Source organism: Bilifractor sp. LCP21S3_F8 (assembly GCF_052117805.1).
Classification (GTDB): Bacteria; Bacillota; Clostridia; order Lachnospirales; family Lachnospiraceae; genus Bilifractor.
This window is the reverse complement of sequence record NZ_JBQKIK010000019.1, coordinates 31,722-53,607: the sequence shown is the minus strand read 5'-3', so window position 1 is coordinate 53,607 and position 21,886 is coordinate 31,722. Positions and strand designations below refer to the sequence as shown.

Genomic DNA, 21,886 nt, shown 5'->3' with positions numbered 1-21,886 from the left:
TAATTGCGGGAGCACGGAGCAATCAGCAGCTTATACAGTTTTTTGGAAAATTTATTGTATGGCAGTCACGAAGGGAAAGGATGAAGATAATGGGTATCTTTTATTCTATCGATCTGCAGTCCGGGGAAGGAAAACATGCAGGGGTAAAGGCTCCTTCAGATATTTCTTTGATTGCACATGAAATGGGGATGACCGGATTTTTATTTCCTGCGCAGAAATATATGTTTCCGAAAGGAATCAATGTGATAAAAGGAAAAATCTGGCTGTTGAAAACCTGTTCGGAGAGATGGAAAGAGCTGTGCCGCACAGTCGGGGAAGGGGATATCGTTTTATATCAGCATCCCATGTATGGCGCCAGGGCAGCTTTAAAATATATTCCTGCTATTAAAAGAGAAAAGGGCTGTCGTTTCATAGCACTGATTCATGACCTGGAGTCCTTGAGAATGGGGGTTCAGGGGCTTTATACGAAAAGCAGAAAAACCGCGGAAATATCAGATCAGAATCTTCTGAAACAATTTGACGCAGTGATCTGTCATAATGAACATATGAGGCAGTATCTGATCGAGAAGGGATTTGAACCCGAAAAGCTGGTCAGTCTGGAAATCTTTGATTATCTTACAAAGGAAGAAATGTGTCACAGGATCAGAGGAAAGGAACCTTCTCTTGCTGTGGCAGGCAATCTTCATCCCGGAAAGTCCGGCTATCTCTACGAGATGTTCCGGAACAACGGAGAAACAAAAAACAGAGAACTTACGGTTAATGCGTATGGCGTTAATTTTCAGAGCGACGGGGTATCCGAGTGCATCCGATATCAGGGGGCTTTTCCAGCCGATAAACTTCCGGGAGTACTGAAGGGCGATTTCGGGCTTGTGTGGGATGGACCTTCTGCTGAGAGCTGTGCAGGAAATACCGGGGAATATCTTCGGTATAACAATCCACACAAGGCATCTCTGTATCTGACATCCGGTATGCCGGTGATGGTGTGGGAAGAGGCCGCAATTGCTGATTTTGTGAAGAAATATCATGTGGGAATTACGATCCGGAATTTGTATGAAGCAGCAGAGATGATAAGCGGGGTATCAGACGAGGAATACAGGGAAATGTGTGAAAATGCCGCTCAAGTGGGACAAAAGCTCAGGGAAGGATATTTTTTCCGGAGGGCATTTCAGGAATGCGTGAAGAATCTGGAGAAACAGAGAGAATAGTCTGCGGGTGTCTGAAGGGATGGCTTCTCAAAGAGCAAAAATCAGGTTAGCATGGAATTGTAATCTGCTGATAAATGTTGATAAATCTCAATCCATGTGGATAAGTGCAGATAAACGATGAAGGAAAGACATAAGGTCAAGGGAAGGTACAATGAGAGATAAAACAATTAGTATGAGACTTCTGATTCAGACAGCATTACAGAAGTGGAGAAGAATGCTGGTCTGTGGTGTGATTTTTATGATATTGATCTCCGGGTGGAAGGCATACCGTTTATTGCCGCAAATTAAAGGAGCAGGGAAGGAAGAGAGCGCAGCATCTTCTGAGAACACAGGCAGCGCGGATACGGGAGTTTCCTCAGAAGCAGATTATAAAAAGAATAGTGATTATTTTAAACAGCAGATCGAACATGCTTCTGAATATGTAAATAAATCTTTTTATACACAGATGGATCCGAACGCCGTTGGAATGGCTTCTGTAGATATATCGGTTTCCACACCGGAACTTGAAAAAGAAAGAAAAAATGATCCGGATTCTCTGGCTTCCGTGGAACTGGGAAGCATAGATGAGACGGAGACAAAAAGTTCAAATCCGTCCTCCGATGACAGTTCAGTAGTTATCACCACTGTCGCGGAGCAGGATGCAAATAATATCCTGAACGCATATAAAGAGTTTGTACTTTACGGAATAGACTGGACAGCGATGGCTGAAAAGTACAATACAGAACCTCAGTACCTTCAGGAACTGGTAGATCTGAGCGAAAATCATATCAATGATACAATTTCCGCGGAGATTATCATTCGTTTTCCAAGTGAGCAGGGCGCCGGTGAACTTCTGGATGAACTGACTTCACAGATCCAGAATTATTCTTCTTCTGTGACGAAAACATATGGAGAACATACGCTTGCAATCAATAACCGGGTAACCACTACCGTGACAGATACAACTGTCACGGATAAGGCAAACAGCCGGCTGACTATGCTCAATAATCTGATCAATGGAAATAATTCCTTCGGGACTGCGACAGCTACATTGGGGATGAATTCCGGAAATACAGACAATTCTCAGGTAAGCGTCAGCAGAAGTGACCTGCTGAAGCCGATTGTAAAATATGCCGGTGCGGGATTTGTTGGAGGAGTCGTATTGTATTTCCTCCTTGTGATTCTGTCTCTGCTTGCATCCGGCAAGGTATACAGTGCTTCTGAGATGAACCGTCAGTACGGATTTTCCAAAATTGCTGCAGTACCTTCTCCCAACGCAAAAAAAAGAAAGGGGCTGGATCGTCTTACGCATCGGGATGCGTCGGATTATTACAGCAGCAGAGACAGAGAGGTCTGCTGGCAGATTGCAAATGAAAATCTTTCGGAACTCATGAATGGAAAAGGTACAGTTGCGCTGATCGGAGATGTTGATCCCGGACAGCTGGAAAAGATTGCCGCGGAAATGAACAAGGAGACATCTGAGCTGCAGATAAAGACACCCGGGGATATTCTCAGTTCGCCGGCTGCTCTGCACAGTCTGAAGGAAACAGACGCCGCAGTAATCATTGCCAGTATCGGAACCTCTGATTACCGGAAGACAGACCGCATTCTTGAAACGCTTCATACATATGAGAAGAGAATTCTCGGAAGCATAATCTTAGATCAATAATAGATGTGCAAAGAATTTTGTGTAAAGTAAGTCAGATTTCCTGATTCGTTTTAAAGATAAATAAATCTGAGAAGTCTGGAATTGTGATTTACGGGTAAACAAGAGAAGAAAATAAACGATAACCTGAAAGATAAGTGGAACAGGGTAAAATGAAAAAAATTCTCGAAGTAAATGTAGATGATCAGGGCCTGGGAGGCGTATATTCTCTGGTGCGTTCCGTGATTCTGGGAAAACCGGAAGGGTATCAGATGGATATTGCCTGCATCATGCATTTTGCGGACAACGCACATATTAAGGAATTGAATGACAGAGGAACACAGGTATATTTTATCGGGAGAGAGGGACACAATCATGTGAGTATGAGGGATCTGGAGCAGAACCTCTATCAGCTCCTCATGAAAAATAAATATGACTGTGTACATATTCACGCGGATACTTCCTACAGAATGTACGCGTTTGGACATGCCGCTAAACGTGCCGGTGTAAGAAAGATTATTTTTCATTCTCACGCTGCTGGGGTTGATGGAAATTACCTGATCGTGAAGAAATTTCTTCATCGTGTATATAGGGGACGACTGAAAAAGATCGGTTCCTGTTTTGCGGCCTGCTCCGACCTGGCAGCTGCGTGGATGTACCCCGGAATTCCAAGAGAAAAGGTTATACAGATCAACAATGGAATTGATCTTAACCGTTTTCGCTTTGACGCGGATACACGCAGGGAGATGAGAGAAGAGCTTGGTCTGTCGGAAAATATCGTCGTCGGTCATGTGGGACGTTTTTCTTACCAGAAGAATCATGAATATCTGATACGTGTATTCCAGGCGTTTAAAAAAGAAGTTCCAAAGGCAAAACTCCTTCTGATCGGGTCTCATGACGGTACAAAGGAAATATGGGACCGGATCCGTGAGATGACAGCACAGGTAGGACTTTCTGACGATGTTATTTTCTATGGAACGACAGACCATGTAGAACGGATGATGCAGGCGATGGACCTGTTTGTCCTTCCGTCCCGGTTTGAAGGACTTCCTGTGGTAGGAGTGGAAGCACAGGCCTGTGGACTTCCGGTGGTCTATTCAGACCGGATTACTCGCGAAGCCGCATTGACAGACCGCGTCTCATTTGCAGGAATTGAGGAAAAGGATATAGACGCGTGGGTGCGTGCCATGAAAGATCAGATGAATTTAGAGAGAACAGACATGGTTCCGTTTCTGAGAAAAGAGGGGTTTGATATCAAAGATACCATTCAGTCTTTTTTGAACCTGTATAAGGATTTATGACGGTCTCTTGTTTCATCGGAAATTCTGTTCGTTGACGGATTAACTTTGAGCAGCAGGGGTAAAATAAATCCGGTTAGAAAGGAAAATAATGGTATACACAGGGAAGGTGACGGAAAAGGCCGGGATTTTTTCAGATAGACCTGCGGCGAGGGAAGTGGAAGCAGCAAGATGGGAAGGCTTCTATCTCGTCATACTGGTTATCTATACTGCAGCTGTATTCCTGCAGGTTGGTGTTTTTTCCAACACAGCCGGGTTCAAGTCATTTTTACAAAATATTCGATATTTGTGTTACTTAGGTGTTCTGATCAAACTGATTCATGACTATCATACCAGAAAAAGTATGCTGGCAATGGCCATCCTTCTTGTGATCGGACTTCTGGTTTCGGTGCGTTCAGATAACCGGTCCGGATTATTTCTTTTCTGGATGATATTTGGAGCTTCTTCTGTAGATCCGGAAAAAATCTTAAAAGTTTCATTGATCGTCCGGTCAGTAATGCTCTCCGGAATAGTCATTCTCAGTCAGGCAGGTGTCCTGAAGGATACCATACGGGATATCTCGGACCGTTCCAGGCATTACCTGGGTTTTTCCTGGACGACATATGCACCGACAGCTCTTCTGTTTATCAGTTTGTGTTATTTCTGTATCCGCAGAGAGAAAACGACGGTCGCTGAATATGCGATCCTCGTGATGCTCGCATACTGGCTGTTTTATATGACAAACAGCCGATTTATCTTTTTACTGAATGCGGGAGCAATTTTACTGGCTTTTCTGATCGGGCTCCGGATTCGTGTGCAGAAGAAAAGAAAAACCAGACAGAAGGATTCATGGAAAAAAATATTTATGGCAATCCCTGCCGTCTCAGCTGCAGTGGCCATTTATCTTCAGGCAGCATACAGCAAATACAATCCGTTTCTGTCAAAACTGAATACACTTCTGACACAGCGGCTCCGGCTCGGGCACAACGCCCTGTTAAAATATCCGATCACCTTATTCGGACAGCCGATTTCCTGGATCGGATGGGAAAATCCTGCAGCATATAACTATGTCGACAGTGCCTATCTTCAGGTTTTACTGGAACAGGGAGCAATCCTTCTGGGAGCTGTGATTATTTTGTACAGCTATATGATTTATCGGTCGGTAAAGGTCTCGGATTCTTTTCTGACCATGAGTCTGGTAGTCATCTGCTTATTATGTGTGACGGAACCGAGATTAACCGAAACCGTATTCAATCCATTCATCCTACTGCCATTTTCTATGTGTCAGGACTGGAAACCCGGTTTGCGGGAGAAAAGCTGTGAGCGTTCTGTTTGAACAGGTTTGCGGGAGAAAAGCTGTGAATGTTCTGTTCGAACAAATAGGAGTAAGGAATAGCCATGAATGATTTACATGAGGGAAGAATCACTGCTGTTATTGTAACCTATAACCGGAAAGAACTGCTTAAGGAATGTGTGCAGGCACTCCTGAACCAGTCCGTCAAAGAATGCGATGTGTTGATTGTTGATAATGCATCGACAGACGGGACCCCGGAATACATTGCGGATGAATTGAAAAATTCCAGGGTACATTATGATAACACAGGTTCCAATCTTGGAGGCGCAGGAGGCTTTTGCTACGGGATAAGGAAAGCCTGTGAGATGGGCTATGATTATTTATGGCTTATGGATGACGACTGTATCGTAAAAGAAAATTCCCTGAAGGAATTACTGAAGCTTGGAAATTCCCTGCAGGGCAATTACGGGTTTCTGTCCAGCCGGGTTCTCTGGAAGGATGGAACACCATGTCGGATGAACCAGCAGAAAATTTCGCTGGTTAAGAAACTGAAGGAACCAGAGAAGGATTGTCAGAATATTGTTCTGGCCACTTTTGTCTCTCTTTTCGTTCCTGCATCTGTAGTGAAGAATGTAGGTCTGCCGTATAAAGAATTCGTGATCTGGACGGATGACTGGGAATACACACGCCGGATCTCATTGAAATATCCATGCTATTATTCCGCGAAGAGCATTGTGGTGCACAAATCAAAAAATAATGACGGACCTGCGATTGAAACTGCGGATGAGGGGCTGCTGGAACGCTTCAGCTATATGTATCGGAATGAAACGGTTTTATACCGTCGGGAGGGAATAAAGGGAAGAATCCTTTTCTGGATTCGAAGAGAAATGCATAAGAAACGGATTCGAAAGTCTTCTCTTTCAGACGATGAGAAAAAGAGAAGAATACAGTTGATGGATGAAGCAGTGAAAATAGGAAAGAAATTTTATCCAGAGATTGAATATCTCGGTAAGTAAACGGTTATGCAATCTATCAATCTATAACTATGCAATAAACAACGTTCGCCCCACCGGTTCACACTTTGTGTGAGCGGTGGGGCGATCTGTTCAGTCACGCATGAATAAATCCCGTGTATAAACCTTATCCCTGACATCGTCAAGATCATGGTTATAGCGGTTTGCCAGAATACAGTCGCTTTTTGACTTGAAAGCGGCCAGATCGTTGACAACCTCTGATCCAAAGAAGGTACTGCCGTTTTCCAGCGAGGGCTCGTAGATGATTACGGTGGCGCCCTTTGCCTTAATTCTCTTCATTACGCCCTGAATAGAGGAGTGCCTGAAATTATCGGAGTTTGATTTCATGGTCAGGCGGTATACGCCGATGGTGCATTTTTTCTCTTCAGCGGCATTGTAGTCTCCGTTGTGATAATAGTCGTAATATCCGGCCTTGCTAAGTACACGGTCAGCGATGAAATCCTTCCGTGTCCGGTTGCTTTCTACGATTGCATGGATGAGGTTCTCCGGGACATCAGCATAGTTTGCCAGCAGCTGCTTTGTATCCTTAGGCAGGCAGTATCCGCCGTAACCAAAGCTTGGGTTGTTGTAGTGCGTGCCGATTCTGGGATCGAGGCACACGCCGTCAATAATTTCCTTTGTATTCAGGCCCTTCATTTCCGCGTAGGTGTCCAGCTCATTGAAGAAGGAAACGCGCAGCGCCAGATAAGTATTGGAAAAGAGCTTTACAGCCTCTGCTTCCGTGAATCCCATAAACAAAGTATCAATGTTTTCCTTCAGGGCCCCCTCCTGCAGGAGAGAAGCAAAGGTGTGAGATGCCTTTACCGTTTCCGGATTTGACGGGTCAGTAGACACAATGATTCTGCTGGGATAGAGGTTATCATACAGAGCCTTCGACTCACGAAGAAATTCAGGGCTGAAGATGATATTCTGCGTATGATATTTCTCGCGAACATGTCTGGTATATCCGACCGGAATGGTGGATTTAATAACCATGATTGCCTTTGGATTCACCTTTAATACGAGCTCGATCACCGATTCTACAGCAGAGGTATCAAAATAATTTTTCACACTGTCATAGTTCGTCGGGGTGGCGATCACAATAAAATCCGCATCGCTGTATGCTTTTTCCGCGTCGGTGGTTGCGGTTAAATCGAGATCTTTTTCGGCCAGATATTTCTCGATATATTCATCCTGTATGGGAGATTTGCGGGCATTGATCAGGTCTACTTTGTTCTGAAGAATATCTGTGGCAACGACATGATGATGCTGTGCAAGCAGGGTGGCAATGGAGAGGCCGACATAGCCTGTTCCGGCAACCGCGATTTTTATGGAAGAAAGATCATTATTTGAATTCATAAATACTCCTTTTTAAAAATATTCCGGGTTTTTAAATATATTGTGGGCCAATCCTGCAGCAAAAAGGATCAGGATGCTTATCTATTGTGTCTATTAGTCGGATGTTATATTGATGCGGGGTGAAACAAGGTGTCTGAATTTACAGGAGATCCTGGTAAAAAGAATTCTCGCAAATTTCAGGGAAAAAAGAGGCTTCTGTCCTGCGGAGCAAAGAGCTGCCCATTCCACAGAAAGCTCGAGATCCTTTAACTGTCCGGACGTTAAAGCACCGGTTGACTGCAGTACATCGACAACTTCCATGGACGATGTCTTTATCTGAGCAGACGACTCCGACAGGTTAGAACCGGTATATTTATGTGTATATAGGCAGTCGGGAGTAACTGCAAACACTGCTTTTCTGCACAGCATCAGAATCCAGAGAAGAAGATCATCGGAGCCGTTTTTTTTCATTGGATGAAGGAGCCACGCCTCCGGTATGGAGGATCGCCGGATCAGGCATTGCCCGGGTGAACGAATGGGGTTCCTGACTCTGATATATATTTCCAGATTGCGTACATCATCCAGGTCCGCTTGTCTGAAAAAAGCCGGAAGCATAGAGCCATCTTGCTGTTCCAGCCAGGCATTGCAGACCGCTATGTCAACATCCTCTGTCATCAGACGGCTCATGATTTTTAAAAAATCCGGAGATATCTGATCATCCTGATCAATAAAGAGAACAAAGTCACCGGATGCTCTCTTGAGCCCCTCGATCCTTGCGTGATGAATTCCACCGTTTTCCGGAAGCCGGATCACCTCTGTTTCGAGGAGAGGATAGGCATTACGGGTTATGTTCATCATATCCACAGGGCAGTCCGGACTGTCATTGACGATGAGCCACTGGATCGCGGCAGATATTCTTTCTGCGTTGGATTCCAGAATATCTGCAAGCGAGTGCATATATTTATTTCCTTTGTAAAAAGGTGTGATTACACTGATTGTCTGCTGATTCACTTCGCGCTTCATCCTCATACCTGTTGTCTTCGAGATCGCATCCGGTCGGCTGCATACGACTCGCGTGTGACAATCCGATGATCATCGCTGTCCTTTTGCAGCTTCATCCGTCTCCTACACACGCTTCGCGTGTGACAATTCTGTACGCGTTTTCGAAGAGCTTATTTTGAAATATTTTCTGAGTAATTTATCGGATACCTTCAAGTCAAATTGATGCTGTTCAGAAAACAAATAGTTTTCCATTTTGCCTTGTCTTTTTGCGCATCTTTTCAATAGTCTCAGCAGCAGCTGTTTCCTGTATTGAAATAGAACAGATTTGTTCTTCCTGGCATAAAAGGATTTTTCGGACAGATGCATGCCGTTATCCCTGCAGTAATCGAAGAAATGATTATTGACGACGATACAAAATGGCCCTGATGCGTCAACAGATGCTAACTGAACATAGATATCAACATAGGTTACCCTCAGATTTTTGATCTGATTCACCATGATCTGCCTATAGTTTTGCTTCACTGATTTTCGTAATATGGTTACGTCCGTATCTTCTTTTGCGAATAACAGCGTATGTCCCAGGGTTCCACTGACAAAAGCGATCTTTGAGGCATGGGATAAATAGCAGATCTGTTCTGTAAGAGGAAGCGTTTCCGGATATATTATGGAATAGTTATTCCTGCGATAGATATCCTCTATTGGATCTTCCCCAAATTCCGATGTCAGATGGGATGGAAGACGGCATCGCGACAAATATATTTTTGACGGCCATGTTCTTCCTGTATCGGCCCTATTAATCGCATTGTCCACAGCAAGGTTAAATACTGACAAAAATTCAGGTGTGACATATCTTCCCGGGATTAACGAAGGTTCCGGAATGCATAAATGACTAACCGTTACTGGATGATCAATATAAATCAGGCGGTTTAAGTCAACACCGATCAGTCTCAATAAGTCAGCATCTGTTCCGTTGTCCGGAATTTTTTCACCAAAATATAATAACGGGGCAGAGGAATTATCTTTTATTGCATACCATAACCTTGATAGCGAATCAATTAAAAAATGCCCCCAGTGTCTGCGTACAAATCCTAAATAAATGGCATTGTCCAGGGATGTATCTCTGGCAGCGTTCTGGAGGTCTGAATCATCCGGGGAATTATATCTGTCAACATCTGAAAGAGTATCGAACCCGGAAAACCCGATATAGTTTCCACTCTCATCGATTACTCCTCCACGCGCAGATGGTCCTGTTGTTGTGCATGGAATGATTGTGGCTGTTCTGGTGATATGTACCTTCAGTGTCCGATTATCGACAAAATTCGAATTTATCAGTTCTTGAAAGCTCGAATCATAAAGATCATGCAAATATAAGTGGGTGATCATTCGGAATCTCCTAAGCAGCGAAATGATGCGGACAAGACTGTCTATGGCTCTTTACATGTTTATTTATGATACCACAAACAAGGAAAGCTTACAATTTGATATTACTGTATAAGCTCTTCGAAAACGCGAATACCTGTAGGATTGCGAGAGTGCGAAGCACGGAGCAATCCGTAGCTTATACAGTTACCGTATTGGCGTCTGTCGTCTATGGCGCATGAAATCGCCATACCGCGTTAGTTGAAATAGTTGGGGGTCGATGATATATTTAGATGTAAATTGGCCTTTTATCGCCGGAAGATTTCAGGGAGAATCATCGAATCAGGCATGATTCAAATGAAAATTTTGATCTGGCAGAAGCTGCAGCAGATCTGTAAGATGATGATAGAGATCCGGCAGAAGAGGCAGATTTTTATTCAGAATCAGATTAAAGCAGGTATAGTATTATGAATGAAAAACAAGAGAAAATATCAGTTGTTATACCGACATATAACCGCAGAGATTCTATTACAAATTGTCTGAGAAGTGTGCTGAATCAGTCTTATCAGAACCTTGAGGTAATCGTGGTTGATGATGGTTCTACCGACGGCACGGAAGAGATCTTCCGTGATTTTCCGGACAGCCGTGTCATTTATCATCGATACGAATCAAATCAGGGAGCAAATCATGCAAGAAACGTAGGAATCCGCATGGCGTCAGGAAATATCATCGCCTTTCAGGACAGTGACGATGAATGGATGCCGGAAAAGCTGGAAGAGGAATCTAAATATCTGATTGAGAACAAAAAGGATCTGGTTTTCTGCGGAATGAATCGCATTGAAAACGGAACGACGACTTATCATCCGCTCCGTGATTTTGATGAGACCGGGGATGCTGTGGATCAGCTGCTATATGGCAATCTGATCAGTACGCAGACGATCGTTGTACGGCGTGAGGTGGCATTGGATATCATGTTTGATGAAAACCTCAGGCGTTTCCAGGATTGGGATTTTGTAATTCATACGGCTGTTAAAGGCTACAAAATCGGTTATATCAAAAAACCGCTGGTAAACAGTGTGGTCATGGACGACAGCATTTCATCGAGGGTAACCAATACCGCCGGAGAGAAAATCTACGAGAAATATAAATCATGGTATGACAAATATCCGTTATCCAAAGCTCATCAGCTGCGCATGATGGCACATGCGTGCGCAGTTGATGGGGATTCTGAAAAGGCAGGGATTTTTCTCAGAGAAAGTCTTCATACAAAATTCAGTTTTTCCATTCTGGTCCGTATGATTGCAAATCACATGGGACTCTGGGGAAGATCGGGCAAAAAGTAGAACAGGGACTCAGGTCCCTGTAGAATGCGGTTTTTCTGGAATACATTTTACCGGTTCACTTCCGAAAATGAATCAGCTTCTTAACATCATCTTTATCGAGGCAGAATAGAATTCCAAGACATGCCGCCGCGCAGAGAATTACACAGAGAAAGATGGTCATTAAATTATTACTGCTCAGAAAATGCCTGATTCCTGCACAGATTACCATGACAGCGGCAAACTCTGTGGCGGCAATGACCACATTCCGTCTGATTGAAATCTTAACCTTTTTTCGGGTGTAGAAGATACCAAGACAGAAAATAGAAATCTCTGACAATAATGTGGTGAACGCGGCAGCATTTTGTCCGAAGGCCGGAATGAGGACGAAGTTGAGAACAATATTAATGAGTGCGGAAAACATAGTTGCAAAAAGTACCTGTGTCTCCATTCCGAAGGAAATCATGATTACATTAATGAAGAAGGAAGCCATGGTCGCAAATATGATGGAGATACTCAGAATCTGAAGAGATGTAAAGGCCATCTCATATTCAACACCAGAAAACAGAACGATAATATTCCTGGACAGACTGAAGAGTCCTGCGCTTATCGGGAAGGAAAAAATAATCAGACTGCCTATGATCCGGCTGAGGTGACGATTCAGCGTCTGCGGTTTTACACTGTCCCTCTCGTGAGATATTCTCGGAACAGCGACCGTAAGAGATGCATTCAGCATCTGTTTCAGCATGGTATAGAACTTCGAGGACACAGTATAAAGACCTACCTCTGATTCATTTTTCAGAAGACCGAGAATGGTAATATCCGAGTTCACATAAATAGTCGTGGCAACGGCGGATCCAAAGAGCATGAAAATCGGCTTCATATTACGGTGAAGGTCCATATGAAGAGTCAGACGCGGATGCAGATCATAGTGCTTGCGAATGTAGGTGACATTCATGATATTCGCCAATATTGTACCGATGGAGCAGGTAACCGCGTAAAGCAGATAATCGTTTTTGCTGTGTACAAGCAAAAGCATCAGAACTACTGCAATTCCCTGACATATAATGTATCGGATGGTAATAAATTCATAATCTTCGAATATGGAATTGATCCAGTCGGTACCAATGGTATTAAAAAGTACCGTAGAAGCCTGAATTAACAGCAGAAGAGTATACCCGTCCAGTTTTTTCCAGAAGCAGATCAGCAGAAAAAGAACAATATATGCCACAATCATAGAACAGATATTTATAGAAAAGATCTGATTGCAGAACTTCTGAAGTTCCTTCCTGTCGTCTTTAATTCTTGAACCCTCGCGAATGGAATAGTTGGTTATGCCGAGGGCAGCAATCATAAGAATGTAGCTTACGATAGAATTACTGAAATTAACTTTTCCATAATAATACTTCCCCAGTACACGTGATATATAGGGGAAAGTAATAATCGGATATATAATGGTACAGATCTGTTTGATCGTGTTGAGAACAGCGTTTTTACGAAGAGATGACTGGCTACTCATATTATCTGAGAAGTGATTCGTTCTCATGCATCATTTTTGCAGAATTTAAGAATGAGGCGGAATCGCTTCCTTGTCCTTTCTCATTAATGACAGAAGTAAATTACAGGATTTTTCCATTTCACGTGATTTAAAAAGAAATCTCTGATAACCGGTCTTCAGGGATTGTCTGGTTGATACATCCTCAAAATGGAGTACCTGGAGTGCCGGATCATAAACGACCTTTAAATGATCCCGCTGACATTCATACCCCAGGATCTGCTCTTCGAAGTACATAAAGGTATCCGGGTAAAAGCAATAGGGACGTTTCCGGATAAAATCGCGTGAGAAAATATAGCATGCGCCAAAAAGAACTACATCCTCCCGATATTTCTGCCAGAGCGTTTTCAGTTGTTCCTGATGATCACGCTCGGCTTTCTTCTGCATTTCATCTTCTGCTGAGTATTTTCCGAGAATTCTTCTCGCAAGATTCGACAGAGCGTGAACAAATGAATATACCGGCTTAATATTGATGAAAAAATATCGCAGAGACTCCTCCAGATACATAAATCCGGGATGTTCCATAATTTCATGGTAATATTGTGCTTTCAGGGTCAATTCCTCTTCGGATATTACGGAAAGACTGAAGGGATTTTGATGGACCTTACGTGATGTCGAATAGGTATCCGGTCCGAGAACGGAGAAAGGCGTTTCCTGATATTTTTCTGCGATTTTCTGAAGAAAATCTGACTGCTCAATGATGACATCATTGTTCATCACAATCACAAAATCGAGATCGTAGTGCTGAATCAGAAAATCATAGCCTGCGTTGTTTCCCCTGGCAAAGCCCAGGTTTTCATGATTCAGAATTACCTCTACCTGTGATTTGCCTGAGAAATGCTCCTGCAAACGCTTCCCGCTTCCATCGGGAGATGCATTATCTACAACAGCAATGTGAAGATTGTCTGAGGAAAACAGCTTAAGTATGGATGACACACATCTGACGGTCATCTCATAAGCCCTGTAATGCAGAATTACAAATCCAAAATTCATATGTCGATATCCCACTGTTTATCAAAATGACATTTGCAGACTCAGCCATAATGCTTTTGCATCGCGGTTCCCGCCTGATGAAAAGGAAAACAATTGGCTTTGTACATGTTGTGGCGGCCCGCTTGCGGGGCATGAGGGTTTACTGTGCCTGCAGAAACAAGCTCGCAAATATGATTTTCACATTACCATAAATCCCATGATTGTCAAGTTCAGAAACTGTACTGATATTAGGAAGAAAATCGCTGATGCGTGGCTGTCCGAATTGAAAAATCCTTATACATAAATTGCGGAGTCCTTATACATAAAGGCCTTGACGCGCCGCCTTTGAATGCTTATAATAAAACAGATGTTCTCTGGAAAGAGGTATATGACTGCACGGATCTGACCTTTATGATTGACGGATCCGGAAGTAAAAAAGATTTGTCTCGCCGCATGAATTCAGAGCGGCATGTTGAGGAAAGCAAGGAGGAAGATAATTATGAGTAAGATGACATGGCAGCCGAAGAAGGTTGATAAAAGAGTTCACGGATTCCGCGCAAGAATGGCTACAAAGGGCGGAAGAAAAGTTTTAGCTGCAAGACGTGCAAAAGGCAGAAAAGTATTAGCATAAGCATAGATTGAAGCAGACCGGAGACCGCAGTTTATTCTGTGGTCTTTTCTTATGAAAGAATACTTTTGAAAAGGAATACACATGAAGTTTTCAGAAAGTCTGAAGAAAAACACGGATTTTCAGAAGGTTTACAGACAGGGAACATCAGCAGCAAATAAATATCTTGTCATGTACATCCTGGAAAATCAACTGGAAAAAAACAGAATCGGTATTTCTGTCAGCAAGAAGGTCGGCAACAGTGTGGTTCGTCACCATCTGTGCAGACTGGTCAGAGAGGCTTACAGATTAAAGGAGGAAAGTTTTTCCAAGGGCTTTGATGTGGTTGTCATCTGCAGAGTCGGATCAAAGAACTGCACACAGAAGGAGATCGCGGACGCGCTCTATCATCTGGGCAGAAGACATCACATACTGGAGGATAAAGAATGAATCAGAAAATGAAACCCAGGTATGTCATGATACAGGGGATTCGTCTTTATCAGAAATATCTGTCGCCATTAAAGGGAGGAATCCGTTGTCCTTACATTCCGTCCTGCTCCCAGTACGCTGTACAGGCGATTGAGAAATATGGTGCAGTCAAAGGCGGCTTGCTGGCGTCCTGGAGAATCCTGAGATGCAATCCGTTCTCGCACGGCGGGATTGATCCGGTACCGTGAGCCAGAAAGAAAATTCCGGGAGGAAGATAATTTGGAACTTTTATTAAGCAAGTCCAGCATGCCCTTGATCAAATACATCGCGCAGCTGCTCGGATGGCTGATGAATGGAATTTATTTTGTACTTTACAAAATTGGTATTCCGAATATCGGTCTTTGTATCATATTCTTCACCATTATCATCTACTTATTCCTTACACCAGTACAGATCAAGCAGCAGAAGAGCTCCAAGGTCATGAACGCAATTCAGCCGGAACTTCAGAAACTGCAGAAAAAATATCAGGGAAAGAAAGATGCAGCTTCTCAGCAGAAGATGCAGGAGGAGACGATGGCACTGTACTCGAAGTACGGAGTGTCGCCTACCGGAAGCTGTCTGCCTCTGCTGATTCAGATGCCGATCCTGTTCGGCCTGTATCAGGTAATTCTGTACATTCCCGGATATGTATCCAGGGTTGCGAATATTTTCAACAGCCTTGCCGTCAAAATTTCAACTGTTGACGGATATCAGAAGATTATCACCGATTTTGTGGCAAACAACAAAATTCGTGTGAACGGAAAAGGTGATTACACCGTAAACCGGATCATCGACATGATGTATGTGATGAAGCCGTCACAGTGGGCCAAGCTTGAGGGCATCAAGCAGTTTGCATCCTTTAAGGATCAGATGGGCAGTGTTGCCGCGCAGTCCGCGAGAATCAACAACTTCCTGGGAATCAACATTTCCGAGACTCCTTGGGATGCCATCAAATCAGGTTTCAGCAACATTGCCGGAGGAACGGCGACAGCCGCAATTATCGGCGCACTGATTGCGGGTATCCTGGTTCCTGTGCTTGCATGGTTTACACAGTGGCTGAACATGAAGCTGATGCCGCAGCAGAGCACAGACAGTGACAACGCTATGGCTCGTCAGATGAACAGCATGAACATGATCATGCCGATTTTTTCGGCAGTTATCTGCGTTACCTTCAGCATGGGTATCGGTATCTACTGGATTGCAGGTGCAGTGATCCGTGCCATACAGCAGGTAATCATCAACCGGAGCATAGGCGCAGTTGATGTCGAAGAGATGATCGAGAAGCAGGCTGTCAAGGCAGAAAAGAAAAAAGAAAAGAGCAAGGATTACGTCAGCAACGTAACACAGAACGCCCGTACAAATGTGAAGCATATTCAGAATTCACGATCGAACGGAAAAGATATTGATTCCTCTCAGTTTTACAGGGATACAAAGAATCTGAACCCGGACAGCATCACTGCGAAGGCAAACTGGGTAAAGAGCTTTGATGAGAAAAAAAACAGCGGAAGGAATAGTGAAAGGAAATAACGGGAGGCATGAACATGGATTTTATGGAAGTATCTGCGAAAACCGTGGATGACGCCATTACAAAAGCATGTATCGAGCTTGGACTCTCCAGTGATCAGCTGGATATCCAGGTGATCAGTGAAGGCAGTTCAGGCTTCCTTGGAATCGGCAGTAAACCGGCAGTGATTCAGGTCCGCCGGAAAGAGGAAAAGGAAGCAGATAAGAAATCCGGAAAGATTCCGGAGAATCATGGATCAGAGACAAAAGCAGAATCGGTGAAAAATGCGGATTCCGCAGCACAGGCAGAACCTGCGAAAAACGAAGGAAAACCGGTTCGTGCAGAGAAAACCTCCGATCAGCGGATGACATCCGGAGAGAAATCCGGAAAAAGCGGAGAGGAGAGGAAAGAAACGCAGCCGGCGGAGTCTTCTGACACAGGAAAAGCAGATAAGGAGCCGGGACATGAGAAGCCGGCAGAGACAAAGACTCCGGATAAGAAGGAAGTACCGGTAGAGAGAACAGCGGAAGAAATTGTTACGATGAAAGCTTCCGCATCCAAATTCCTGGACGGTATCTTCAAGGCAATGGAGCTTCCTGTCAATATCACAATTGAGTACAACCAGGAAGAGGGAAGCCTCGACATCGATTTTGAGGGCGATGACATGGGTATTCTGATCGGTAAGAGAGGACAGACGCTCGATTCTCTTCAGTATCTGGTATCTCTTGTCGTGAACAAGGACCAGAAAAACTATGTCCGCGTAAAGCTTGATACCGAGGATTATCGCAGACGCCGCAAGGAAACCCTGGAGAATCTGGCGAACAATATCGCAAATAAGGTCCGCAGAAGTCATCACGCGGTTTCTCTGGAAGCAATGAATCCTTATGAGAGAAGAATCATTCATTCCGCACTGCAGAACAACAAATATGTGGAAACGCACAGTGAGGGAAATGAACCGTACCGTCATGTCGTTGTAACTCCGAAAAAGGGCGGTTACCGGGACTGATTTTTTCCTGCTCTGAATCAGAGAGAAAACGGTCATGACCCGCAGGCGGATCACTACAGAATGTATATGACGCCCGCATCGGAAGAACATATCGACATGCCGGATAGATCCGGAGAATGCCGCTATATGTTTTTTCGATGCGGGTTTTTTATTTACGCGAACAGTGAGCCGCAGCCGAATGCGAAGTATTCGTGTGCGGCGAGCGTCGCGATAGCGAAATAAAACTCGCGCAGCGTGTTTTATCTCGTTGGAAGAGAATGATATTCTTGTGAACCCGGATTATGTTGATAACTTACGTTCAATGTTGATAAAAAGCGATTTATCGGTATGATTGCGTGAGTGTTTACGAAAAATCTGGCGGCATGAAAGAAAGGTGAAATCGGATATGGCAGAAAACTTTGATGATACAATCGCAGCAATTTCAACTGCAATGGCGCCCTCTGGAATCGGCATTGTGAGGATCAGCGGCAAAAATGCCTTTGCGATTGCTGATCGTGTCTATTCAGGAAAAAAAGGGAAAAGGCTGTCTGATCAGAAGCAATATACGATTCATTACGGTTACATATCCGATAACGGAAAAAAAATAGACGAGGTTCTGGTACTGGTGATGCGCGAGCCGCATTCCTACACAGGTGAGAATACGGTAGAAATTGACTGTCACGGAGGAGTGCTGGCGACCCGAAGAGTTCTTGAGGCGGTAATTCATGCCGGAGCGCGGCCGGCGGAACCTGGAGAATTCACAAAGAGGGCCTTTTTGAATGGCCGTATGGATCTGTCACAGGCAGAGGCTGTTATGGACATCATCTCGGCCAAAAACGATTATGCTCTGAGAAGCGCGCAACAGCAGCTGTCGGGATCAATTTCGGAAAAAATAGAGACGGTTCGCCAGAAGCTCTTATATGAGACCGCGCATATCGAGGCAGCACTGGATGATCCGGAGCACATCAGCCTGGAGGGGTATGGACCGGAACTTCGCATGGTTGTGGAAGAGCAGAGGACGGAAATCCGGAAGCTTTTGCAATCCGCCGACTCCGGAAAACTGATTCAGGAGGGAATCAAGACGGTGATCCTCGGAAAGCCGAACGCGGGAAAATCTTCTCTGCTGAATCTTCTGCTGGGGGAAGAAAGAGCAATTGTCACCGATATCGCCGGAACAACCAGAGATGTTCTGGAGGAACAGATCAATGTCCGTGGCATTACCCTGCGTATACTGGACACCGCGGGAATCCGGAACGCCTCGGATAAGATCGAGCAGATCGGTGTCAATCGCGCAATTGATCAGGCCAGGGACGCGGATCTGATCCTGTATGTCGTCGACCGGTCGGTTCCTCTGGATCAGAATGATTACGAGATCATGAAATTGATCCAAAACAAGAGGACCATCATTGTCCTGAACAAGAGTGATCTGGATTCCGAGGTCACTGAAGATATGCTGAAGGAGGAACTCGCGAGTCATTCGGAACTTACTCCGACTGCGGCTCATCCGGGACTTACTTCAGGCGTGGAACATTCCGGCGGTCAGCGTGAGACAATGACTGACTCTGCCGGATTGCATGAGCATGTGAGTAACTCTGCCGGCTTGTCCGAAACTGTGATTCTGAATCTTTCGGCGAAGGAAAAACAGGGGATGGAAGGTCTGGAAAAACAGATTGAAAAAATGTTCTTCAATGGTAAGATAGAATTCAACGATCAGATCTATGTCACAAACGCCCGCCACAAAAAAGCACTCGAGGATGCGGAAAACTCCCTTGATTACGTGATCAAGAGTATTGATGATCAGATGCCGGAGGATTTCTGGTCCATCGACCTGATGGGAGCAATAGACGCACTTGGCCGGATCACCGGGGAGTCACTGGGAGAAGATCTGGTCAATGAAATCTTTGCAAAATTCTGCATGGGAAAATAGATGAAGGATCTTGTTGATGAAATCTCGGCGAAATTCTAATCCTGCATGGGAAAATAGATAAATGATCTTGTCAGTGAAATCTCGGCGAAATATTAATCCTGCATGGGGAAATAGATGAAAGATCAGGTCGATGAAATCTCCGTGAAATATTGCTTGAAAATAACGGAAGAGAGAAATACAGCTTTAGCGATAAAATGATAATAATATAACAAATATAAAATAATATATTATTAAAATTAAAAAATATATATTATATATCATCATAACTCACTATAGCCGTATCCGAATGTTCATTCTAATTTTAAATCCCGTGCGATACATCGTGCCACATGCTGTACAAACTTAAATGGTTTATGTTGATAACTGAGGAAATTTGTTGATAACTGATGAAAATCAGATGAAGGAAGACATCATGCCTGTGATTGAAAAGTATTACGATGTAGTAGTTGTAGGTGCCGGTCATGCCGGATGCGAGGCATCTCTTGCATGTGCAAGACTTGGCCTTGAAACGATTGTTTTTACCGTCAGCGCGGATAATATTGCGATGATGCCGTGCAATCCGAATATCGGCGGAACCTCCAAGGGTCATCTTGTGAGAGAGATTGACGCCTTGGGCGGCGAAATGGGAAAAAATATTGACCGTACATTTATTCAGTCCAAAATGCTGAATAAATCAAAAGGACCTGCCGTTCATTCCCTCAGAGCACAGGCGGATAAGAGTGAGTACAGCAGAAGCATGAGACGTGTGCTGGAAAATCAGGATCACCTGACCATTAAACAGGCAGAGGTGTCTGATCTGATCGTCGAAAATGGTGTCTGTAAAGGAGTCCGAACCTTTTCCGGCGGCATTTATCACAGCAAGGCAGTGGTCCTTTGTACCGGAGTGTATCTCAATGCACGGTGTCTGTACGGGGATACCGTGAATTATACAGGACCAAATGGATTACAGTCTGCCACGCATCTCACTGATTCACTGAAGGAAAATGGAATTGAGATGTTCCGTTTCAAGACCGGAACACCTGCGCGTATCGATAAACGTACCATTGATTTCACAAAGATGGAAGAACAAAAGGGCGATGATCCCGTCATTCCATTCTCATTCTCAACAGACCCTGCTTCAGTTCAGATTGAGCAGGAATCCTGCTGGCTGACGCACACGAATGAGAAGACGCATGAAATAATAAGAGCAAATCTGGACCGATCTCCACTGTATTCCGGCAAAATCCATGCGACCGGGCCAAGATACTGTCCGTCCATTGAGGATAAGGTGGTAAAATTCGCAGACAAGAACAGTCACCAGGTTTTTATCGAGCCGGAAGGAAAATATACAAACGAAATGTATGTGGATGGTATGTCAAGCTCGATGCCTGAAGATGTGCAGGACGCGATGTATCGTACAGTTCCCGGTCTGGAGCATGCGAAAATTGTCCGGAACGCTTACGCCATAGAGTATGACTGCATCAACCCGGTTCAGCTGAAGCCTACGTTTGAATTCAAGAAAATACACGGACTTTTTTCCGGCGGACAGTTTAACGGAAGCTCCGGTTATGAAGAGGCGGCGGCACAGGGACTTTATGCGGGTATCAATGCGGCCATGGAGGTAAACGGACAGGAACCTCTGATTCTCGATCGTTCGGATGCTTATATCGGAGTTCTCGTAGACGATCTCTGTACCAAGCAGACATTTGAGCCTTATCGGATGATGACGAGTCGGGCTGAATACAGACTGCTGCTTCGCCAGGATAATGCTGACCTCCGGCTGAGAAAATACGGACATCGGGTCGGTCTGATCAGTGATGAGGAATATGAAAAGACACTGAAGAAACAGAAAGAAATTGAAGACGAGATTAAACGAGTCACAAATACTTTTGTCGGACAGACAGAAGAGGTACAGAACTTCCTGAGCAGTAATCATTCAACAGAGCTGAAAAGCGGCAGTTCCATAGCGGAGCTCATCCGGCGTCCGGAGCTGAATTACAAAATACTTGCAGAAATTGATCATGACCGTCCGGTCTTGCCGGAGGATGTTGGTGAACAGGTTAATATCAACATCAAGTATGAAGGTTATATCAAGAGACAGATGAAGCAGGTGGAGCAGTTCAGAAAGAAAGAATCATGGAAGATTCCGGATGATATCGATTATGAAGCCGTATCGAGTCTCAGAATAGAAGCACGACAAAAATTGGAAAAGTACCGCCCCATCAGCATCGGGCAGGCATCGCGTATTTCCGGAGTTTCTCCTTCGGATATATCTGTACTTATGGTATATCTGGAAAGCAGACGGCAGCAGAAAGACTGAGAAAAGACGGCAGCCGCGGAAAATCTGAAAACGATAAAGCAGAAGAAAAAAATATAGCACTACAGAAAAACAGAATTACAAAAATACAGAAATATAAAAGTGCAGAAATTTAGAAATAAAGAAATACAGAAGTAGGGA

Annotated in this window: 19 protein-coding genes; 14 read left to right on the top strand and 5 right to left on the bottom strand. The window is 44.3% G+C overall.

Translation table 11 applies throughout. From position 1 onward, the window contains the following. Nucleotides 1-80: 80 nt before the first annotated feature. From ACTQ3A_RS09570 to ACTQ3A_RS09550, 5 genes are all read left to right on the top strand, one after another. A complete protein-coding gene (locus tag ACTQ3A_RS09570) occupies nt 81-1,205 on the top strand; it encodes a hypothetical protein (protein WP_441099324.1) in 1,125 nt (374 codons plus the stop codon). A gap of 151 nt (nt 1,206-1,356) precedes the next feature. Continuing rightward, nucleotides 1,357-2,853 (top strand): hypothetical protein, encoded by a 1,497-nt coding sequence (locus ACTQ3A_RS09565; protein WP_441099325.1) that lies wholly within the window; start codon nt 1,357-1,359, stop codon nt 2,851-2,853. Nucleotides 2,854-3,002: 149 nt separating this feature from the next. Further along, nucleotides 3,003-4,130, top strand: a complete 1,128-nt coding sequence (locus tag ACTQ3A_RS09560; protein ID WP_441099326.1) for a glycosyltransferase — start codon at nt 3,003-3,005, stop codon at nt 4,128-4,130. 88 nt (nt 4,131-4,218) lie between these two features. After that, nucleotides 4,219-5,442, top strand: coding sequence for a hypothetical protein (locus ACTQ3A_RS09555; protein ID WP_441099327.1), 1,224 nt, complete (start codon nt 4,219-4,221; stop codon nt 5,440-5,442). Nucleotides 5,443-5,504: 62 nt separating this feature from the next. Further along, a complete protein-coding gene (locus tag ACTQ3A_RS09550) occupies nt 5,505-6,416 on the top strand; it encodes a glycosyltransferase family 2 protein (RefSeq protein WP_441099328.1) in 912 nt (303 codons plus the stop codon). 90 nt (nt 6,417-6,506) lie between these two features. On the opposite strand, the gene ACTQ3A_RS09545 is transcribed toward ACTQ3A_RS09550, so the two are convergent. The 3 genes from ACTQ3A_RS09545 to ACTQ3A_RS09535 form a co-directional block, all read right to left on the bottom strand. After that, the gene (locus tag ACTQ3A_RS09545; protein ID WP_441099329.1) at nt 6,507-7,772 is read right to left on the bottom strand and encodes a nucleotide sugar dehydrogenase; all 1,266 of its coding nucleotides are present in this window, start codon (nt 7,770-7,772) and stop codon (nt 6,507-6,509) included. Between the two features lie 93 nt (nt 7,773-7,865). Beyond that, the gene (locus ACTQ3A_RS09540; protein WP_441099330.1) at nt 7,866-8,780 is read right to left on the bottom strand and encodes a glycosyltransferase family 2 protein; all 915 of its coding nucleotides are present in this window, start codon (nt 8,778-8,780) and stop codon (nt 7,866-7,868) included. A gap of 96 nt (nt 8,781-8,876) precedes the next feature. After that, nucleotides 8,877-10,136: a glycosyltransferase 61 family protein gene (locus ACTQ3A_RS09535; protein WP_441099331.1), complete on the bottom strand. Its 1,260-nt coding sequence runs from the start codon at nt 10,134-10,136 to the stop codon at nt 8,877-8,879. 443 nt (nt 10,137-10,579) lie between these two features. Between ACTQ3A_RS09535 and ACTQ3A_RS09530 the strand changes: the two genes are divergently transcribed. After that, on the top strand, nt 10,580-11,455 hold the full coding sequence (locus tag ACTQ3A_RS09530) for a glycosyltransferase family 2 protein (protein ID WP_441099332.1): 876 nt from the start codon (nt 10,580-10,582) through the stop codon (nt 11,453-11,455). 55 nt (nt 11,456-11,510) lie between these two features. Here the strand turns inward: ACTQ3A_RS09530 and ACTQ3A_RS09525 are convergent, their stop codons facing one another. Further along, nucleotides 11,511-12,950 carry a flippase gene (locus tag ACTQ3A_RS09525; RefSeq protein ID WP_441099333.1) on the bottom strand — a complete coding sequence of 480 codons (1,440 nt, stop codon included), beginning with the start codon at nt 12,948-12,950 and terminating at the stop codon, nt 11,511-11,513. Nucleotides 12,951-12,995: 45 nt separating this feature from the next. After that, nucleotides 12,996-13,979 (bottom strand): glycosyltransferase family 2 protein, encoded by a 984-nt coding sequence (locus ACTQ3A_RS09520; RefSeq protein ID WP_441099334.1) that lies wholly within the window; start codon nt 13,977-13,979, stop codon nt 12,996-12,998. 324 nt (nt 13,980-14,303) lie between these two features. On the opposite strand from ACTQ3A_RS09520, the gene ACTQ3A_RS09515 reads away from it, so the two are divergent. From ACTQ3A_RS09515 to mnmG, 8 genes are all read left to right on the top strand, one after another. Then, entirely contained in the window at nt 14,304-14,465 is a 162-nt protein-coding gene (locus ACTQ3A_RS09515) for a hypothetical protein (RefSeq protein WP_441495304.1), read from the top strand. After that, complete coding sequence (gene rpmH, locus ACTQ3A_RS09510; protein ID WP_004603371.1) at nt 14,458-14,589, top strand: 50S ribosomal protein L34; 132 nt, start codon at nt 14,458-14,460, stop codon at nt 14,587-14,589. Before ACTQ3A_RS09515 ends, rpmH begins: the two co-directional genes overlap by 8 nt. 81 nt (nt 14,590-14,670) lie before the next feature. Continuing rightward, nucleotides 14,671-15,015 (top strand): ribonuclease P protein component, encoded by a 345-nt coding sequence (gene rnpA, locus ACTQ3A_RS09505; protein ID WP_441099335.1) that lies wholly within the window; start codon nt 14,671-14,673, stop codon nt 15,013-15,015. Further along, nucleotides 15,012-15,242 (top strand): membrane protein insertion efficiency factor YidD, encoded by a 231-nt coding sequence (gene yidD / locus ACTQ3A_RS09500; RefSeq protein ID WP_441099336.1) that lies wholly within the window; start codon nt 15,012-15,014, stop codon nt 15,240-15,242. Before rnpA ends, yidD begins: the two co-directional genes overlap by 4 nt. A gap of 31 nt (nt 15,243-15,273) precedes the next feature. Next, nucleotides 15,274-16,560, top strand: coding sequence for a YidC/Oxa1 family membrane protein insertase (locus tag ACTQ3A_RS09495; RefSeq protein WP_441099337.1), 1,287 nt, complete (start codon nt 15,274-15,276; stop codon nt 16,558-16,560). Nucleotides 16,561-16,574: 14 nt separating this feature from the next. Next, nucleotides 16,575-17,543, top strand: coding sequence for an RNA-binding cell elongation regulator Jag/EloR (gene jag / locus ACTQ3A_RS09490; protein WP_441099338.1), 969 nt, complete (start codon nt 16,575-16,577; stop codon nt 17,541-17,543). Nucleotides 17,544-17,928: 385 nt separating this feature from the next. Next, nucleotides 17,929-19,449: a tRNA uridine-5-carboxymethylaminomethyl(34) synthesis GTPase MnmE gene (gene mnmE, locus ACTQ3A_RS09485; RefSeq protein WP_441494692.1), complete on the top strand. Its 1,521-nt coding sequence runs from the start codon at nt 17,929-17,931 to the stop codon at nt 19,447-19,449. A gap of 397 nt (nt 19,450-19,846) precedes the next feature. Then, nucleotides 19,847-21,748, top strand: coding sequence for a tRNA uridine-5-carboxymethylaminomethyl(34) synthesis enzyme MnmG (gene mnmG, locus ACTQ3A_RS09480; protein WP_441495303.1), 1,902 nt, complete (start codon nt 19,847-19,849; stop codon nt 21,746-21,748). Nucleotides 21,749-21,886: the final 138 nt, after the last annotated feature.

Excerpts from the sequence above, each read along its gene's own strand:
- ACTQ3A_RS09565 (WP_441099325.1), top strand. The coding sequence starts at position 1,357 with ATGAGAGATAAAACAATTAGTATGAGACTTCTGATTCAGACAGCATTA.
- ACTQ3A_RS09540 (WP_441099330.1), bottom strand. The coding sequence starts at position 8,780 with ATGAGGATGAAGCGCGAAGTGAATCAGCAGACAATCAGTGTAATCACA.
- ACTQ3A_RS09545 (WP_441099329.1), bottom strand. The coding sequence starts at position 7,772 with ATGAATTCAAATAATGATCTTTCTTCCATAAAAATCGCGGTTGCCGGA.
- jag (WP_441099338.1), top strand. The coding sequence starts at position 16,575 with ATGGATTTTATGGAAGTATCTGCGAAAACCGTGGATGACGCCATTACA.
- ACTQ3A_RS09525 (WP_441099333.1), bottom strand. The coding sequence starts at position 12,950 with ATGAGTAGCCAGTCATCTCTTCGTAAAAACGCTGTTCTCAACACGATC.
- ACTQ3A_RS09530 (WP_441099332.1), top strand. The coding sequence starts at position 10,580 with ATGAATGAAAAACAAGAGAAAATATCAGTTGTTATACCGACATATAAC.
- mnmG (WP_441495303.1), top strand. The coding sequence starts at position 19,847 with ATGAAGGAAGACATCATGCCTGTGATTGAAAAGTATTACGATGTAGTA.
- rpmH (WP_004603371.1), top strand. The coding sequence starts at position 14,458 with ATGAGTAAGATGACATGGCAGCCGAAGAAGGTTGATAAAAGAGTTCAC.
- ACTQ3A_RS09560 (WP_441099326.1), top strand. The coding sequence starts at position 3,003 with ATGAAAAAAATTCTCGAAGTAAATGTAGATGATCAGGGCCTGGGAGGC.
- yidD (WP_441099336.1), top strand. The coding sequence starts at position 15,012 with ATGAATCAGAAAATGAAACCCAGGTATGTCATGATACAGGGGATTCGT.
- ACTQ3A_RS09555 (WP_441099327.1), top strand. The coding sequence starts at position 4,219 with ATGGTATACACAGGGAAGGTGACGGAAAAGGCCGGGATTTTTTCAGAT.
- ACTQ3A_RS09550 (WP_441099328.1), top strand. The coding sequence starts at position 5,505 with ATGAATGATTTACATGAGGGAAGAATCACTGCTGTTATTGTAACCTAT.
- rnpA (WP_441099335.1), top strand. The coding sequence starts at position 14,671 with ATGAAGTTTTCAGAAAGTCTGAAGAAAAACACGGATTTTCAGAAGGTT.
- mnmE (WP_441494692.1), top strand. The coding sequence starts at position 17,929 with ATGGCAGAAAACTTTGATGATACAATCGCAGCAATTTCAACTGCAATG.
- ACTQ3A_RS09520 (WP_441099334.1), bottom strand. The coding sequence starts at position 13,979 with ATGAATTTTGGATTTGTAATTCTGCATTACAGGGCTTATGAGATGACC.
- ACTQ3A_RS09570 (WP_441099324.1), top strand. The coding sequence starts at position 81 with ATGAAGATAATGGGTATCTTTTATTCTATCGATCTGCAGTCCGGGGAA.
- ACTQ3A_RS09535 (WP_441099331.1), bottom strand. The coding sequence starts at position 10,136 with ATGATCACCCACTTATATTTGCATGATCTTTATGATTCGAGCTTTCAA.